Source organism: Streptomyces sp. NPDC016677, assembly GCF_055562815.1.
Genome location: NZ_JBVHEO010000016.1, coordinates 47,425 through 63,995 on the forward strand (window position 1 = coordinate 47,425; position 16,571 = coordinate 63,995).

Consider the following 16,571-nt stretch of genomic DNA (forward strand, 5'->3'; position numbering starts at 1 on the left):
CCATGGAGACGGGGAACCCACACGGCACGGCGACGACGAGCGGGGGCGAGCCCGTCTGGACCGGGCTGCCGCCGGGTCTGCTGCGGATGAGACGACTGCTGCTGGTGGTGTGGCTGGGGCTGCTGGCCGTCGCCGCCGGGGTGCTGCCGGGCCTGTTCGCCGGTCCCGCCTGGGCCGCCTTCGCCCTCCTCCCCCTGGCCCCGCTGCCCTGGGGCTGGGTGATGCTGGAGCGCAACTGGCGCTCCTGGCGGTACGCCGAGCGCGCCGACGACCTGCTGATCACGCGGGGCGTGCTGTGGCGCCAGGAGACGGTCGTGCCGTACGGGCGGATGCAGTTGGTCGAGGTGACCTCGGGGCCGGTCGAGCGGTACTTCGGGCTGGCCAGCGTGCAGCTGCACACGGCCGCCGCCGCGACCGACGCCACCATCCCCGGCCTGGACCCGGCCGAGGCGGAACGGCTGCGCGACCGGCTCACCGAGCTGGGCGAGGCCAGATCGGCGGGGCTGTGAAGACCCTCGACGAGAAGGCCGAGGCGGTCGTCGAGCGGCGGCTGCACCCCGTCACCCCGCTGCGACGCGCCTGGGCACCGGTCGCCGTCCTGGTCGGCTGGGCGCTGCACGACCCCGACCAGGCCCAGCGCCAGCTGACCCGGCTGACCACCACCACGCTCGTCGTCGGCCTCGCCGTGCTCATCCCGGCCGCCGCCCTCTACGGCTTCCTGTCCTGGTGGTTCACCCATTACGCGGTCACCGGCACGGAACTGCGCATCCGCACCGGGCTCCTCTTCCGGCGCACCGCGCACATCCGCCTCGAACGCATCCAGGCCGTCGACGTCACCCAGCCCCTGCTGGCCCGGGTCGCGGGCGTGGCCAAACTCAGACTCGACGTCGTCGGCACCGACAAGAAGGACGAACTCGCCTTCCTCGGCGCCGCCCACGCACGGGCACTGCGCGCCGAACTGCTCGCCCGGGCGGCCGGTTTCGCCCCCGAGACCGCCGCCGAGGTGGGCGAGGCCCCCTCCCGGCAACTGCTGCGCGTGCCGCCCGGGGTCCTCGCCGTCTCCCTGCTGCTCACCGGCGCGACCTGGGGCACGCTGCTGGCCGCCGTGGTCGTACCGGCGCTGCTGTGGCCGGCCACCCACAGCCTGTGGACGGTGCTGGCCACCGCCGTACCGCTGCTGGGCTGGGCGGGCGCGAGCAGCGTGGGGCGGTTCGTCGGGGAGTACGACTGGACGCTGGCCGAGTCCCCGGACGGGCTCCGCATCGACCACGGGCTGCTGGACCGCACCCACGAGACCGTGCCGCCGGGGCGGGTGCAGACGGTACGGATAGTGGAACCGGTGCTGTGGCGCCGCCGGGGGTGGGTCCGGGTGGAACTCGACGTGGCCGGGTCCTCGAACTCCCTCCTGCTGCCCGTCGCCCCGCGCGAGATCGCCGAGTCCGTGGTCGCGCGGGTGCTGCCCGGAGTGGCGGTGCCGCCCCTCGCGTCCCTGGCGCCCGCGCCGCGCCGGGCCGGGCGCCGGGTGCCGCTGTGGTGGCGCGGCTACGGGCTCGCCGTCACCGACGAGGTCTTCGCCGCCCGGCACGGACTGCTGCGGCGCGTCCTGGCCCTGGTCCCGCACGCCAAGGTGCAGAGCGTGCGGCTGACCCAGGGGCCGTGGCAGCGGGCGCTGCGACTGGCGCACGTACGGGTGGACACGGGGGCCGGCAAGACGGTGACGGCGCGGCAGCGCGACGCCGCGGAGGCGGCCGACCTGCTGCGCACCCAGGCGGAACGCTCCCGCACGGGGCGGCGCGACGCCGGGCCGGACCGGTGGATGACACGGGGGCGGCCGGGCTGACCCCGTCAGGACACCGCGCTCCGCAGCCCCTCCACGTCGATCTGCTCGGTCTCGTCGTGGGCCGTCAGGTCGACGACCTGGCCGACGCCCCGGGACTCCGCGCCCGGCCGCTTGAACCCGGCCTCCGCCTCGGCCTTGTGGAGGGCGAGGGCCTCCTGGCCCACCACGTCGGCGAGGTCCTCGTTCTGCACGGAGGCCACGGCGCCGGCGGAGGCGCCCTCCTCCGGGCCGGACCGCTGCGGCTTCTTGTTGCCGAAGAAGTCGAAGCCGCCCTCGGCGGCCGGGCGCCGCGCGGGCGCCGCGGCCGGGACGACGGCCACCGCGGTCGGCACGGTGAAGTGGCCCAGGGTCCGCCGCGTGGGCTGGGCGGGCTGGTCCGGCGCGGCGGCACCCGCCGCGCGCTCGTGCCCGCCGGCCGTCTCGGCGCCCTCGGCCGTCTCGTCCGCGGCCTCGGCCCGCCCCGGACCCGGACCCCGCCCCGCCGCCGGCTCGGCCGCCGCGTCGGCCTCCCGGCCACCACCGCCGCCGTCCCCGTCGTCACCGCCGTTCCCGCCGGCGCCGGGCCGCCCGATGCCGCCGTCGCCGTCGGCGTCACCGTCGGCGGAGACGTCCGCGTCCGCTCCGGCCGCCTTCGACCCGGCCGCCCCGGCGTCCAGCCGCGCCAGGGCCGTGCTGGCCCGCAGGAACAGCCGTGAGCCCTCGGGCGAGAAGACGGAGGGAGCCGCCGTACGCCGCTCGGTCACCGGTGCCTCCGGCGCCTCGGGGACCGCCGTCATCGCCGAAGCCTCCGGCGCCGTACGCGCCGCCGGCAGCGCGGGCGTCGGGGACACCGTCTCCAGTTCCAGCCGCCGGCGGCCCTCCAGGGCGCTGGCGCGCTCGGTCTCCGCGGTGGCGTACCGGCGCAGCAGCGCGGCGTGCTCATTGCGCAGCCCCGCCAGTTCCGCGCGCTTGGCCCGCAGCCGCTGTTCCAGTTTGCCGCGCAGTTCGCGCGACTCCTCCAGATCGGATTCGAGTTCGGCCACGCGTTCCTCGAAACGCCACTCGTCGCTCGCCCGCGCGCGCGTGAGGTCGGCGACCCGCCGGCCCGCCTGGGTGTCCCAGTGCCGCATCACCGCCGCGCCGAGCACGGCGGTCACCGCCGCGGCCCCGGCCAGCGCGCGGAGCACCGGCGTTTCGCTGAACACCCAGGGGCCCACGGCGCAGACGACGGAGACGCCTGCGATCGCCGACGGGGGAAGCAGCCTGTGCAAGGGCGGGGAATGGCGGTGACGTCCACGTGGCATGGCCAGAAACTTACCGCGCGTAGGCGTTTCTTGACGCCTCGACCCCGCAAAAAGACAGCTGCCCCAGAAGTGTTCACAGGACATCAGGAAACAAAGCCCGGACACGATGCGGACCCGGCGCCATTTGATCAAGATCATTTATTGCCGATCGCTTCCCATTAACCGCGCGGAATGACACCCCGGACCGATTCCGCACCCGGCCCGCACCCCCGGCCCGCGGCGGAACGCCGCCACCCGCTGGGCCTACGCTGAACACATGAGCAAGCAGACCGGCCCCCGCCACGTGGCGGGACTCCCCGCATGGGACCGCTGCGCGGTCATGGGGGTCGTCAACGTGACCCCCGATTCCTTCTCCGACGGCGGTCGCTGGTTCGACACGACGGCCGCCATCAAGCACGGCCTCGACCTGGTCGCCCAGGGCGCGGACCTGATCGACGTCGGCGGCGAGTCCACCCGCCCCGGCGCCACCCGGGTCGACGAGGCCGAGGAACTGCGGCGGGTCGAGCCGGTCGTGCGCGGCCTGGCCTCCGAGGGCGTCACGATCTCCGTCGACACCATGCGCGCCTCCGTCGCCGAGCAGGCCCTCGCCGCCGGGGCCGCCCTGGTCAACGACGTCAGCGGCGGACTCTCCGACGACCGGATGATCCCGGTGGTCGCCGACGCCGGCGCCCCCTTCGTGGTCATGCACTGGCGCGGCCTGCTGAGCGGCGGCAACGTACGGGGCTCCTACGCCGACGTCGTCACCGAGGTCGCCGACGAGCTGCACGCGCGCGTGACGGCCGTCCTGGAGGGCGGCATCGCCCCGGACCACGTCATCGTCGACCCCGGCCTCGGCTTCTCCAAGGACGCCGAGCACGACCTGGCCCTGCTGGCCCGTCTGGACCGCCTCCTGGGCCTCGGCCACCCCCTCCTCGTCGCCGCCTCGCGCAAGCGGTTCCTCGGCCGGGTGCTGGCCGGGCCCGACGGCGCCGTGCCGCCCGCGCGGGAGCGCGACGCCGCCACCGCCGCCGTGTCCGCGCTCGCGGCCCGGGCCGGCGCCTGGGCGGTGCGGGTGCACGAGGTGCGCGCCACCGCCGACGCCGTACGGGTCGCCCACGCCGTCGAGCAGGCCGCCGGCCACTACCCGGAAGGAACCAGGTGAACGCCCCCCACCTCGATGTGGAACAGGTCGAGGCGGCCAACACCGCCTTCTACGAGGCGCTGGAGCAAGGCGCCTTCGAAGAGCTGAGCGACCTCTGGCTCGCCCCGTCCGACCTCGGCGTCGACGAGACGTACCACGACCCGGCGGACACCGGCGTGGTCTCCTGCGTGCACCCCGGCTGGCCGGTCCTCACCGGCCGCGGCGAGGTCCTCAGGTCGTACGCGCTGATCATGGCGAACACCGACTACATCCAGTTCTTCCTCACCGACACGCACGTCTCCGTCACCGGCGACACCGCCGTGGTCACCTGCACGGAGAACATCCTCAGCGGCGGCCCCGCCCCCGAGGAAGGCACCGAACTGGGACCGCTGGTCGGACAGCTCGTGGTCGCCACCAATGTGTTCCGCCGCACCCCCGCCGGCTGGAAAATCTGGTCCCACCACGGCTCACCGGTCCTCGCGGAGACCGACGAGGAGGACGAGGAGGAAACACCCTCCTGAATACCGGGACCGGGAAAGTGGTTGGAATCACCGACCGGCGGGTATGGACGGCTACCAGCCGGTGAGCGACCGCCCCCGCCTGGGGGAACACCCGGTGAAACCTCCCGGCGCGCGCCCGGCGTCGGGCCCCCGCGGCCCGGCGCTGTCAGTGCTCGCGGGTAGATTCGGGTGTGGTCCGGGTGCCGCCCGCATCCGGCGGGGGGACCGGCCGAGACCGACGACTGCAGGAGTGATCGCGTGGATCGTGTCGCGCTGCGCGGCCTGAAGGCCCGCGGGCACCACGGTGTCTTCCCCAAGGAGCGCGAGGACGGCCAGACCTTCCTCGTGGACATCGTGCTGGGCCTGGACACCCGGCCGGCGGCGGCCGACGACGACCTGACCAAGACCGTGCACTACGGCATCGTGGCCGAGGAGGTCGTGGCCGTCGTCGGGGGCGAACCCGTCAACCTCGTCGAGACGCTCGCCGAGCGGATCGCCCAGGTCTGCCTCAAGCACGAAGGGGTCCAGGAGGTCGAGGTCTGCGTCCACAAGCCGGACGCCCCGATCACCGTCCCGTTCGACGACGTGACCGTCACCATCACCCGGAGCCGTGTATGAGCGCCCCCTTCATCAAGGGCCCCACCGACCCGACCGTCCAGCCGGTGCCCGCCTCGGTCGTCGACCAGGTCGACGCGGCCGACACCACGCTGTCCAACCCCAAGCGCGCCGTGATCGCCCTCGGCGCCAACCTGGGCAACCGGCTGGAGACCCTCCAGGGCGCCATCGACGCGCTGGAGGACACCCCCGGCGTACGCGTCAAGGGCGTCTCCCCCGTCTACGAGACCGAGCCGTGGGGCGTCGACCCCGGCACCCAGCCCTCGTACTTCAACGCGGTCGTGGTCCTGAAGACCACCCTGCCCCCGACCTCCCTCCTGGAGCGCGCGCACGCCGTGGAGGAGGCCTTCCACCGCGTCCGGGAGGAGCGCTGGGGCCCGCGCACCCTGGACGTCGACATCGTCTCCTACGCCGACGTCGTCTCCGACGACCCGCAGCTCACCCTGCCCCACCCCCGCGCCCACGAGCGCGCCTTCGTCCTCGCCCCCTGGCACGACGTGGACCCCGACGCCACGCTCCCCGGCCGCGGCCCGGTCGCCGACCTCCTGGGCGCCGTCGGGCGCGAGGGCGTGTCCCCCCGCGCCGACCTGGAACTCCGGCTGCCCGAGTAGTCGTTAAGGTCAGCACGACGACACGTGCGCGGACGACCGGACGACCACGCGCGGGGAACCGAAGGGACACCGTGAAAGAGCTGCGCATCAGGGTGCTGGCCGGCGTCTTCGTCGTGGCCGGAATCCTCTCCTGGGCGGGCGCCCGCCTGTGGAACTCGGTCGGGACACTGCCCAGCGTCCCCCTGGCCGCCCCGATCGTGCTCGCCCTGATCGCCGTGGTCCTGCTGGCCACGGCCCTCTCGCTGCGCGCCCGCCTCAAGGCCCAGCGCGACCGCGTCCCCGGCGCCAAGGGCGTCGACCCCCTGATGGCGGCCCGCGCGGTCGTCTTCGGCCAGGCCAGCGCCCTGGTCGCCGCCCTGGTCGCCGGGATGTACGGCGGCACCGGTGTCTTCCTGCTGGAGCAGCTCGACATCCCCGCCCGCCGCGACCAGGCCGTCTACGCCGGCTTCGCCGTCCTGGCCGCCGTCGGCGTGATAGCGGCGGCCCTCTTCCTGGAACGCGTCTGCAAACTCCCGGAGGACGAGGACGACAACCCCCCGGGCGCGCCCTCGGCGGCGTGAGCCTCCGGCGGCGTCAGCGCGCCATGATCAGGCTCATCGCCTCGGCCCTCGTCGCCGCGTCCCGCAGCTGACCGCGCACCGCCGACGTCAGCGTCTTCGCACCGGGCTTGCGGATGCCGCGCATCGACATGCACATGTGCTCGCACTCCACCACGACGATCACCCCGCGCGGCTCCAGTATCTCCATCAGGGAGTCCGCGATCTGCGTGGTGAGTCGTTCCTGCACCTGCGGACGGCGGGCGTACACGTCGACGAGCCGGGCGAGCTTGGACAGCCCCGTGATCTTCCCGCTGGTGGCCGGGATGTAGCCGACGTGCGCGACACCGCGGAACGGCACCAGATGATGCTCACAGGTCGAGTAGACCTCGATGTCCTTCACGAGCACCATCTCGTCGTGCCCGAGGTCGAACGTCGTCGTCAGCACGTCGTCCGGCTGCTGCCACAGCCCCGCGAATATCTCCTTGTACGCCCGCGCCACCCGCGCCGGCGTCTCCCTCAGTCCCTCGCGGTCCGGGTCCTCGCCGACCGCGATCAGCAGTTCGCGTACGGCATTCTCGGCGCGCTTCTCGTCGAACTCGCCGATGAAACCCTCGCCGTCCAGCGTCACGGGGTCGGTCATGTGGTGCCTCGTTCCTGTCACTGTCCCGCTTGGCGGCACATGGGACTGCCGCGCCCCCCAGGCTAGAACCTGGGGGGCGCGGCAGTCATTCCGGGCCTGGTAGGGCCTTGGGTGAGCGGTCAGCTCTCCGGGCGGTCCTCCGGGGCGCGCTCCGGAGCCGGGGACGGCTCCGTCGTCGTGCTCTTGGCCGTCGTGCTCTTGGCGGTGATCGCCGCCGTGGAGCCGTTGGCTCCGTTCGTCAGGGCCAGCTCCTTGGGGGAGAGCACCGGCGGACGGGTGGACGGCGTACGGCGCGAGGAGCCGGTCCAGGCGGGCCTGGCCGGGCGCTTCACGATCTGCGCGAAGATCTCGGCGATCTCCTCCTTGCCCAGCGTCTCCTTCTCCAGGAGGGCCAGGACCAGGTTGTCGAGGACGTCGCGGTTCTCGACGAGGATCTCCCACGCCTCGTTGTGCGCGGTCTCGATGAGCTTCTTGACCTCTTCGTCGACCAGCGCGGCGACCTCTTCCGAGTAGTCGCGCTGGTGAGACATCTCACGCCCGAGGAACGGCTCGGTGTTGTCGCCACCGAACTTGATCGCGCCGAGACGCTCGGTCATGCCGTACTGGGTGACCATCGCGCGGGCCAGGCCGGTGGCCTTCTCGATGTCGTTGGCCGCGCCGGTGGTCGGGTCGTGGAAGACCAGTTCCTCGGCCGCCCGGCCGCCCAGCATGTAGGCGAGCTGGTCGAGCATCTCGTTGCGGGTGGTGGAGTACTTGTCCTCGTCCGGGAGGACCATCGTGTAGCCCAGGGCGCGGCCCCGGGACAGGATGGTGATCTTGTGGACGGGGTCGGAGTTGGGTGAGGCCGCCGCGACCAGGGCGTGTCCGCCCTCGTGGTACGCGGTGATCTTCTTCTCCTTGTCGGACATGATCCGGGTCCGCTTCTGCGGGCCCGCCACCACGCGGTCGATCGCCTCGTCCAGCATGTGGTTGTCGATCAGCTTCTGGTCGCTGCGGGCCGTGAGGAGCGCCGCCTCGTTCAGCACGTTGGCCAGATCGGCACCGGTCATGCCGGGGGTGCGCCGGGCGACGGCCGAGAGGTCGACGTCCGGGGCGACCGGCTTGCCCTTCTGGTGGACCTTGAGGATCTCCAGGCGGCCCTGCATGTCCGGGCGGTCGACGGCGATCTGCCGGTCGAAGCGGCCGGGGCGCAGCAGCGCCGGGTCGAGGATGTCGGGCCGGTTCGTCGCGGCGATGAGGATCACGCCGCCCTTGACGTCGAAGCCGTCCATCTCGACGAGGAGTTGGTTGAGGGTCTGCTCGCGCTCGTCGTGACCGCCGCCGAGGCCGGCGCCGCGGTGGCGGCCGACCGCGTCGATCTCGTCGACGAAGACGATCGCCGGGGCGTTCGCCTTGGCCTGCTCGAAGAGGTCACGGACCCGGGAGGCGCCGACGCCGACGAACATCTCGACGAAGTCGGACCCGGAGATCGAGTAGAACGGGACGCCCGCCTCGCCCGCGACGGCCCGCGCGAGCAGGGTCTTGCCGGTGCCGGGAGGCCCGTAGAGCAGGACGCCCTTGGGGATCTTGGCGCCGACGGCCTGGAACTTCGCCGGTTCCTGGAGGAACTCCTTGATCTCGTGGAGCTCCTCGACGGCCTCGTCCGACCCCGCGACGTCGGAGAACGTCGTCTTGGGGGTGTCCTTGGTGATGAGCTTCGCCTTGGACTTCCCGAAGTTCATCACCCGGGAGCCGCCGCCCTGCATCTGGTTCATCAGGAACAGGAAGACGACCACGATGAGGACGAAGGGGAGCAGGGAGAGCAGGATTCCGACGAAGGCGTTCTGCTTGGTCGGCGAGACCGTGTAGCCGTCGGTGATCTGCTTGTCCTGGTACTTGTTCTGCAGCGTGTTGGCGATGTCCACGCCTTGATCGCCGATGTAGCTCGCCTGGATCTTCGAGCTGCCCTCGATCTTTTCGCCGTCCTTGAGCTGGACCTTGATGGTCTGCTCGTCGCCGGTGGTGAGTTTGGCCGATTCGACCTTGTTCTGGTTGATCGCCTGGACGACCTGGCCTGTGTCCACCGTCTTGTAGCCGCCGGACGAGCCGACGACCTGCATCAACACGACCACGGCAAGGACGGCCAGCACGATCCACATGACCGGCCCACGGAAGTATCGCTTCACGTCCATCCACACGGAGCGGTGCCGCCCCGTCCCTCCTGCCATAGTGAGTTTGATAAGACAGTTCTTCTGACGGTACCCCAGCTTGGCGGCCCGCAGCCGCACGGGAAGCCGGCATCCCCGTCTGCATGCTCCAACGGCGCGGGGGCCGCCGGGGTTCCCGGCCGCCCCGCGCGAGCCTGTCAGCCGCCGTAGACGTGGGGCGCGAGCGTACCGACGAACGGCAGGTTCCGGTACTTCTCGGCGTAGTCGAGGCCGTAGCCGACGACGAACTCGTTGGGGATGTCGAAGCCGACCCACTCCACGTCGATGGCGACCTTGGCGGCGTCGGGCTTGCGCAGCAGCGTGCACACCTTCAGGGAGGCGGGCTCGCGCGAGCCGAGGTTGGACAGCAGCCAGGACAGCGTCAGCCCGGAGTCGATGATGTCCTCGACGATCAGGACGTGCTTGCCCTTGATGTCGGTGTCGAGGTCCTTGAGGATCCGTACGACCCCGGAGGACTGGGTGCCCGCCCCGTAGGAGGACACGGCCATCCAGTCCATGGTGACCGGGGTGGACAGCGCCCGGGCGAGGTCGGCCATGACCATCACCGCGCCCTTGAGGACCCCGACGATCAGCAGGTCCTTGCCCGCGTACTCAGCGTCGATCTTCGCGGCCAGCTCGGCCAGCTTGGCGTCGATCTCTTCCTTGGTGATGAGTACCCGCTGGAGGTCGGCACCCATGTCGTTCGCGTCCACCCGCATCACTTTCGGTCGTCCCGCACTTACGGCCTCCGGCTGCCCGGTCCGGCCGCCGGAGTCGCTGCTCCGGGCGGTCGGCCTCAGCCTTGCCGAATCACCAGTCTGCCACCCTGGCGCCGGGCGACGACCTTGCCGGGCAGGTTGATGGCTCCCTGGCCGCGCCAGCCGGTGATCAGCTTGTCGATTTCCTCGATGTGGCGGGCGAAGAGCGAGCCGGCCGGGGCGCCCGCCTCGATGGCGGCCCGGCGCAGGATCCGGCGGCGTACGGCGGGCGGCAGGGCGTAGAGCTTGCCGCACTCCAGGAGTCCCGCGGCGTCGCGGACGCCGGCCTCGGCCTGCCGGGCCCAGCCGTCGAGCGCGTCGGCGTCGTCGCGGGAGAGCTGGGCGGTGCGGGCCAGGGCCTCGACGACGCCCTTGCCCAGGGCCTTCTCCAGGGCGGGCAGGCCCTCGTGGCGGAGCCGGGAGCGGGTGTAGGCGGGGTCGGTGTTGTGCGGGTCGTCCCAGACCGGGAGGGACTGGGCCATGCAGGCCTTGCGGGCGGTCTGCCGGTCGAGCTGGAGGAACGGGCGCCGGTAGCGGCCGCCGGCCCCCGAGACCGCGGCCATGCCGGACAGGGAGCGGATACCGGAGCCGCGGGCGAGGCCCAGCAGGACGGTCTCGGCCTGGTCGTCGCGGGTGTGGCCGAGCAGGACGGCGGCGGCGCCGTGGCGTTCGGCGGCGGCGTCCAGGGCGTCGTAGCGGGCGTCGCGGGCCGCGGCCTCGGGGCCGCCGTCGCGGCCGACGGTCACGGCGGCGGACTCCACCGGGTCGAGGCCGAGCGCGCGCAGCCGCAGGACGACCTCCTCGGCCCGCAGGTCGGACCCGGGCTGGAGACCGTGGTCGACGGTGACGCCGCCGGCGCGGATGCCGAGCCGGGGCGCCTCGAAGGCGAGGGCGGAGGCGAGCGCCATGGAGTCGGCGCCGCCGGAACACGCGACGAGCACGAGCGGGGACGGTGCCGGGCGTTCGAGTGCCGGGGAGTACGCGTGGGCGGGGTGCCGGCTGTGGTGGCTGTCGTGGCTGTGGTGTTCGGTGAGGATGTCGTGGAGGACGCGGCGGACCGCCAGGCGTATCGCCGCGACCGCAGGATGGGGACCCATGTCCGGTTCCCTTCATGAAGTTTTCTTGGGGGTGCCCGTAGGCGGTCACGCAGAGTGTGTAGATGGTGACAGAAACGGGCCGTTCCCCGAGCATCGCACGCCTGCGAGGGCCTCACGGTCCCTCGGACGGGTGATAGATAGGGGTGTTGGTCTGCCGCGCACTCCCTGTTTCACTCCGCGGACCCGGTTTCACGACTCCGTCTTGCGGTGCACCCGTGCGATCCAGTCCGCCGGTTTGGCGATCTCCGTCTTGGTGGGGAGGGTGTTGGGCGAGGTCCACACGCGGTTGAAGCCGTCCATGCCGACCTCGTCGACGACGGCCCGTACGAAGCGTTCGCCGTCGCGGTACTGGCGCAGCTTGGCGTCCAGGCCGAGCAGTTTGCGCAGCGCCAGGTCGAGGCGGGAGGCGCCCTTGGCGCGGCGCTGCTGGAACTTCTCGCGGATCTCGCCGACGGTCGGTACGACCTGGGGTCCGACGCCGTCCATGACGTAGTCGGCGTGGCCCTCCAGCAGGGACATCACGGCGGTGAGGCGGCCGAGGATCTCGCGCTGGGCCGGGGTCTGCACCAGTTCGACGAGCGAGCGGCCGCCGTCGTCCTCCTCGCCCTCGGGGCGTCCGCCGGCCAGGGTCTGGGCGGCCTCGCGGACGCGTTCGAGGACGGTCATGGGGTCGACGTCGGTCTCCCCGAGGAACGACTGGATCTCGCCCTGGAGGTGGTCCCGCAGCCAGGGCACGGCCGTGAACTGGGTGCGGTGGGTCTCCTCGTGCAGGGACACCCACAGCCGGAAGTCGTGCGGGTCGACGTCGAGTTCGCGCTCGACGTGGACGATGTTCGGGGCGACGAGCAGCAGCCGGCCGCCGCCGTTGCCGGCGGGCAGGTCGCGAGTGGCGGGGGCGAAGGTCTCGTACTGGCCGAGGACGCGGGAGGACAGGAACGACAGCAGCATGCCGAGTTCGACGCCGGTGACCTTGCCGCCGACGGCGCCGAGGACCGCGCCGCCGGCCGAGGTGCCGCGGCGCTCCTCCATCTTGTCCAGCAGGGGTTTGAGCAGTTCCCGGAAGCCCGCGACGTTGGCCCGCACCCAGCCGGGGCGGTCGACGACCAGGACGGGGGTGTCGGCGTCCTCCTCGGAGACCATGCGGGTGAACCCGCGGACGTGTTCCTCGGAGGCCTTGGCGTGCCGGCGAAGTTCCGCGACGACGGCCCGGGCCTCGTCGCGGCTGACTTCGGGGCCCGGCCGCACCAGGCGGGTCGCGGTCGCCACCGCGAGGTTCCAGTCGACCATCCCGGAAGAAGCAGCACCACCGATGCTCGTCATGCGTCAACCGTACGTGAGCCCCGCCGCCGGGGGCAGGCCGTGCGCGGCAGACGGGAGCCCGCCCGCGCTCAGCGGCAGCCGCAGTCCGCGAGGGCGGTGGCCATGCGGTCCAGGGTCGTCTGAGCGGCCTGGGCGTCGGTGGTGCCGGAGGCCAGGAAGGCGAAGCCGAGCACCCGGCCGTCCTGGGTGACGACGGTGCCGGCCAGGGTGTTGACGCCGGTCAGGGTGCCCGTCTTGGCCCGTACGAGGCCGGCGGCGCCGTCGGTGTAGCGGCCGCTGAGCGTGCCGGTGAAGCCGGCGACGGGGAGCCCGGTGAGGGCGGGGCGCAGCTCGGGGCTGCCGGGGTCGGCGGCGGCGGTCAGCAGGTCGGTGAGCAGTCCTGCGGTGAGCCGGTCGGCGCGGTCGAGTCCGCTGCCGTCGTGGAACGAGGCGCCCTCGACGGACACCCCGGCCTGCTTCAGACGGGCGGCGATCGCGGCGGCGGCGCCCTTGAAGTCGGCCTTCTTCCCGCTCGCCACGGCGGTGTGCCGGGCGAGGGCCTCGGCGAGGTCGTTGTCGCTGTGGGTCAGCATCCGCTCGACCAGGGCCGACAGCGGCGGGGAGGAGACGGTGGCGAGGGTGCCGGCGCGGCCGGTCGCCTTGGACGGGCCGGGGGACGACGCCTGGACGCCGCGCTCCGCCAAGAGGTCCGCGAAGGTGCGGGCGGCGGCTTGTGCCGGGTCGCTCTCGCGCGGGGCGGGGCCGCTGGTGGAGCCGTCGGTGCGGGCCTCGTCGGCCATCAGGGCGGTGACGGTGGCGAGGTTGTCGTTGTCCCCTATCGGGTGCGCCCCGGAGCCGGCGTAGAGGGTGGTGTCGTAGGACAGCGTCACCTCGCGCACGTCGCGTTTCTTGAGGGCTTTCGCCGTCTTGGCGGCGAGGGTGCGCAGGCTGGCGAGGCCCTCGGCGTCCTCGCGGGCGGTGAGGGTGGGGTCGCCGCCGCCGACCAGGACGAGTTCGCCGGTGTCGGCCTCCAGGGCGGTGCGGGTGGTGAGGCGGTGGTCGGGGCCGAGGGCGGTGAGGGCGGCGACCGCGGTGGCGATCTTGGTGGTGGAGGCGGGGGTGAGGGAGGCGCCGACGCCGGTGCCGTACAGGCGCTCGCCGGTGGCGAGGTCGACCACCGAGGCGGCGTGGCCGTCGCCGAGCGCGGAGTCCGCCAGCAGCGGGTCCAGTACGTCCTCGAGGGCCGTGCCCCCGGCCGCCCGCCCGGTGCCGGCGGCGCTGTCGCCGTCGAGGCCGGCCAGGACGGACCCGGCGCTCGGGGCGGGCCGGGGCGGTCCGGAGGCGGCGGTGCCACCGTGATCTGCGCCACCCGTGTGCCGCTGGGCGACGGCCAGGTCACGCTCGGCCGTACGCTGGCCCGTGGAGTCCCAGGGGCCCGCGACGGTCACCGCGCCGGTGGCCAGCGCCAGCCCCGCGGTGGCGGCACCCGCGGTGTAGCGCCAGGTCCGCGGTCCCGTGATCCGGGCCGCCGCGGCCCGGGCCGGCCGCGCGATCCGCGGTACGGCGGCCCGCGCGGCGCGTGCGAGATACGGACGTACGGCGTCCACGGCCCGCGCGACACGCGGTCCGGCGGACCGCCACGGTCTCGGCTCCACCACGGTCACCAGCCCCTTTCGCGATCACGCACCTGCGTGAGGGACACTTAACCACCAGAACTGTGTGCTGATCATGGAGGAGCGTCCGGTGGAGTTCGACGTCACGATCGAGATCCCGAAGGGTTCGCGGAACAAGTACGAGGTGGACCACGAGACCGGTCGTATCCGCCTGGACCGTCGCCTGTTCACCTCGACCGCCTACCCGACCGACTACGGCTTCGTCGAGAACACCCTCGGCGAGGACGGCGACCCGCTGGACGCGCTGGTCATCCTGGACGAGCCGACCTTCCCGGGCTGCCTCATCACCTGCCGCGCGATCGGCATGTTCCGGATGACGGACGAGGCCGGCGGCGACGACAAGCTGCTGTGCGTGCCGTCGACCGACCCGCGCGTGGAGCACCTGCGCGACATCCACCACGTGTCGGAGTTCGACCGCCTGGAGATCCAGCACTTCTTCGAGGTCTACAAGGACCTGGAGCCCGGCAAGTCGGTCGAGGGCGCCAACTGGGTGGGCCGCGTCGACGCCGAGGCGGAGATCGAGCGCTCCTACAAGCGGTTCAAGGAGCAGGGCGGTCACTGACCCCCGCAGCCGCCCCTGGTGCCTTCCGGGGCGTGAGATGCGTGACGGGCCGTACGCGTACGCGTGCGGCCCGTTCGCGTTTGAGTACGCATACTGAGGGCTACAGGAGGTTGTGGTCGCAGGGAGCTTGGGACAGGTGACGGACGCGGAGGACCGAAAGCCGCAGTCGGACGAGGCGAGGAGCGCCTTCCGGCCGCCCAGTGGGGTCGCGGCACCCTCCGACGGCGAGTCGTCGACGACGTCCGAGTTCGCGGTGCCCGAGGGGCTCGCGGTGCCCCGGACGGGCCCGAGCGAGTCCGAGGTGACCTCGGAGTTCGCCCTTCCGGAAGGGCTGGACGCGCCGCAGCCGGTGCCCGCGGAGTCGTACAGCGCGAGTGCCTTCACCCCGCCGGCCGGGATACCGGCGGTCAACCTCGCCAAGGACGTGCCCTGGCAGGACCGGATGCGCACGATGCTGCGGATGCCGGTCGCCGAACGGCCCGCGCCGGAGGCGCCCCAGCGGCACGACGACGAGACCGGTCCGGCCGTACCGCGCGTGCTCGACCTGACGCTGCGCATCGGCGAGCTGCTGCTGGCGGGCGGCGAGGGCGCCGAGGACGTGGAGGCCGCGATGTTCGCGGTCTGCCGCTCCTACGGCCTGGACCGGTGCGAGCCGAACGTCACCTTCACGCTGCTGTCGATCTCGCACCAGCCGTCCCTGGTGGACGACCCGGTGACGGCGTCGCGGACGGTACGCCGCCGGGGCACCGACTACACGCGGCTCGCGGCCGTCTACCACCTGGTGGACGACCTCAGCGACCCGGAGACGCACATCTCCCTGGAGGAGGCGTACCGGCGGCTGGCGGAGATGCGCCGCAACCGGCACCCGTACCCGACCTGGGTGCTGACCTCCGCGAGCGGTCTGCTGGCCGGCGCGGCCTCGCTGCTGGTCGGCGGTGACCTGATCGTCTTCGTGGCGGCGATGCTCGGCGCGATGCTCGGCGACCGGCTGGCGTGGTTCTGCGCGGGGCGCGGGCTGCCGGAGTTCTACCAGTTCGCGGTGGCCGCGATGCCGCCGGCCGCGATCGGGATCGCGCTGACCCTCACCCATGTGGAGGTGAAGGCGTCGGCGGTCATCACCGGTGGGCTGTTCGCGCTGCTGCCGGGACGGGCGCTGGTCGCCGGGGTGCAGGACGGTCTGACCGGCTTCTACATCACCGCGGCGGCGCGGCTCCTGGAGGTGCTGTACTTCTTCGTCAGCATCGTCGCCGGGGTGCTGGTGGTGCTGTACTTCGGGGTCCAGCTGGGCGCCGAGCTGAACCCGGACGCGGCACTGGGGACCGGTGACGATCCGGTGGTGCAGATCATCGCCTCGATGCTGCTGTCGCTGGCGTTCGCCATCCTGCTCCAGCAGGAACGATCCACCGTGCTGGCCGTGACCCTCAACGGGGGTGTGGCCTGGTGCGTGTACGGGGCGATGCACTACGCGGGTGACATCTCGCCGGTGGCGTCCACGGCCGCGGCGGCGGGGCTCGTGGGGCTGTTCGGACAGCTGATGTCCCGGTACCGGTTCGCGTCCGCGCTGCCGTACACGACGGCGGCGATCGGGCCGCTGCTGCCGGGTTCGTCGACGTACTTCGGGCTGCTGGCGATCGCGCAGAGCGAGGTGGACCGGGGGCTGGTGTCGTTGTCCAAGGCCGTCGCCCTCGCCATGGCGATCGCCATCGGGGTGAACCTGGGATCGGAGATCTCGCGGCTGTTCCTGAAGGTGCCGGGGGCCGCGAGCGCGGCGGGGCGCAGGGCGGCGAAGCGGACGCGGGGATTCTAGGGCCTCGGGTTCGGGCGGGCCCCGCGTCCCTCTCCGGGGCG

Annotated in this window: 16 protein-coding genes; 9 read left to right on the forward strand and 7 right to left on the reverse strand. The window is 72.7% G+C overall.

Annotated features, from left to right (window positions below):
• Positions 1-2 precede the first annotated feature (2 nt).
• Both ACZ3IG_RS30110 and ACZ3IG_RS30115 read left to right on the forward strand, forming a co-directional pair.
• On the forward strand, positions 3-509 hold the full coding sequence (locus tag ACZ3IG_RS30110; protein ID WP_467436003.1) for a PH domain-containing protein: 507 nt from the start codon (positions 3-5) through the stop codon (positions 507-509).
• Positions 506-1,840 carry a PH domain-containing protein gene (locus tag ACZ3IG_RS30115; RefSeq protein WP_467436004.1) on the forward strand — a complete coding sequence of 445 codons (1,335 nt, stop codon included), beginning with the start codon at positions 506-508 and terminating at the stop codon, positions 1,838-1,840. The genes ACZ3IG_RS30110 and ACZ3IG_RS30115 overlap by 4 nt, the downstream gene beginning before the upstream one ends.
• A 5-nt stretch (positions 1,841-1,845) precedes the next feature.
• Here ACZ3IG_RS30115 and ACZ3IG_RS30120 read toward each other — a convergent pair whose 3' ends face one another.
• Complete coding sequence (locus ACZ3IG_RS30120; protein WP_467436005.1) at positions 1,846-3,090, reverse strand: hypothetical protein; 1,245 nt, start codon at positions 3,088-3,090, stop codon at positions 1,846-1,848.
• 289 nt (positions 3,091-3,379) lie between these two features.
• Between ACZ3IG_RS30120 and folP the strand changes: the two genes are divergently transcribed.
• The 5 genes from folP (at position 3,380) to ACZ3IG_RS30145 (ending at position 6,529) form a co-directional block, all read left to right on the forward strand.
• On the forward strand, positions 3,380-4,264 hold the full coding sequence (gene folP / locus ACZ3IG_RS30125) for a dihydropteroate synthase (RefSeq protein ID WP_467436006.1): 885 nt from the start codon (positions 3,380-3,382) through the stop codon (positions 4,262-4,264).
• On the forward strand, positions 4,261-4,764 hold the full coding sequence (locus ACZ3IG_RS30130; RefSeq protein WP_467436007.1) for a nuclear transport factor 2 family protein: 504 nt from the start codon (positions 4,261-4,263) through the stop codon (positions 4,762-4,764). Before folP ends, ACZ3IG_RS30130 begins: the two co-directional genes overlap by 4 nt.
• Before the next feature lie 237 nt (positions 4,765-5,001).
• Complete coding sequence (gene folB, locus ACZ3IG_RS30135; RefSeq protein WP_467436008.1) at positions 5,002-5,361, forward strand: dihydroneopterin aldolase; 360 nt, start codon at positions 5,002-5,004, stop codon at positions 5,359-5,361.
• Positions 5,358-5,969 carry a 2-amino-4-hydroxy-6-hydroxymethyldihydropteridine diphosphokinase gene (gene folK, locus ACZ3IG_RS30140; protein WP_467436009.1) on the forward strand — a complete coding sequence of 204 codons (612 nt, stop codon included), beginning with the start codon at positions 5,358-5,360 and terminating at the stop codon, positions 5,967-5,969. The genes folB and folK overlap by 4 nt, the downstream gene beginning before the upstream one ends.
• Positions 5,970-6,040: 71 nt before the next feature.
• Complete coding sequence (locus tag ACZ3IG_RS30145; protein WP_467436011.1) at positions 6,041-6,529, forward strand: DUF3180 domain-containing protein; 489 nt, start codon at positions 6,041-6,043, stop codon at positions 6,527-6,529.
• 13 nt (positions 6,530-6,542) lie between these two features.
• On the opposite strand, the gene folE is transcribed toward ACZ3IG_RS30145, so the two are convergent.
• From folE to dacB, 6 genes are all read right to left on the reverse strand, one after another.
• On the reverse strand, positions 6,543-7,148 hold the full coding sequence (gene folE / locus ACZ3IG_RS30150; protein ID WP_467436012.1) for a GTP cyclohydrolase I FolE: 606 nt from the start codon (positions 7,146-7,148) through the stop codon (positions 6,543-6,545).
• A gap of 119 nt (positions 7,149-7,267) precedes the next feature.
• The gene (gene ftsH, locus ACZ3IG_RS30155) at positions 7,268-9,319 is read right to left on the reverse strand and encodes an ATP-dependent zinc metalloprotease FtsH (RefSeq protein ID WP_467436013.1); all 2,052 of its coding nucleotides are present in this window, start codon (positions 9,317-9,319) and stop codon (positions 7,268-7,270) included.
• A gap of 173 nt (positions 9,320-9,492) precedes the next feature.
• Positions 9,493-10,053: a hypoxanthine phosphoribosyltransferase gene (hpt, locus tag ACZ3IG_RS30160; protein ID WP_215170151.1), complete on the reverse strand. Its 561-nt coding sequence runs from the start codon at positions 10,051-10,053 to the stop codon at positions 9,493-9,495.
• A gap of 77 nt (positions 10,054-10,130) precedes the next feature.
• Positions 10,131-11,189: a tRNA lysidine(34) synthetase TilS gene (gene tilS, locus ACZ3IG_RS30165; RefSeq protein WP_467436015.1), complete on the reverse strand. Its 1,059-nt coding sequence runs from the start codon at positions 11,187-11,189 to the stop codon at positions 10,131-10,133.
• 189 nt (positions 11,190-11,378) lie between these two features.
• Positions 11,379-12,509, reverse strand: a complete 1,131-nt coding sequence (locus ACZ3IG_RS30170; protein WP_215170155.1) for a zinc-dependent metalloprotease — start codon at positions 12,507-12,509, stop codon at positions 11,379-11,381.
• 68 nt (positions 12,510-12,577) lie between these two features.
• Complete coding sequence (gene dacB, locus ACZ3IG_RS30175) at positions 12,578-14,152, reverse strand: D-alanyl-D-alanine carboxypeptidase/D-alanyl-D-alanine endopeptidase (RefSeq protein ID WP_467436016.1); 1,575 nt, start codon at positions 14,150-14,152, stop codon at positions 12,578-12,580.
• A 79-nt stretch (positions 14,153-14,231) separates the two neighbouring features.
• On the opposite strand from dacB, the gene ACZ3IG_RS30180 reads away from it, so the two are divergent.
• Together ACZ3IG_RS30180 and ACZ3IG_RS30185 are read left to right on the forward strand one after the other, a co-directional pair.
• Positions 14,232-14,723 (forward strand): inorganic diphosphatase, encoded by a 492-nt coding sequence (locus tag ACZ3IG_RS30180; protein ID WP_215170163.1) that lies wholly within the window; start codon positions 14,232-14,234, stop codon positions 14,721-14,723.
• Between the two features lie 136 nt (positions 14,724-14,859).
• Entirely contained in the window at positions 14,860-16,530 is a 1,671-nt protein-coding gene (locus ACZ3IG_RS30185) for a threonine/serine exporter family protein (protein ID WP_467436018.1), read from the forward strand.
• Positions 16,531-16,571 lie beyond the last annotated feature (41 nt).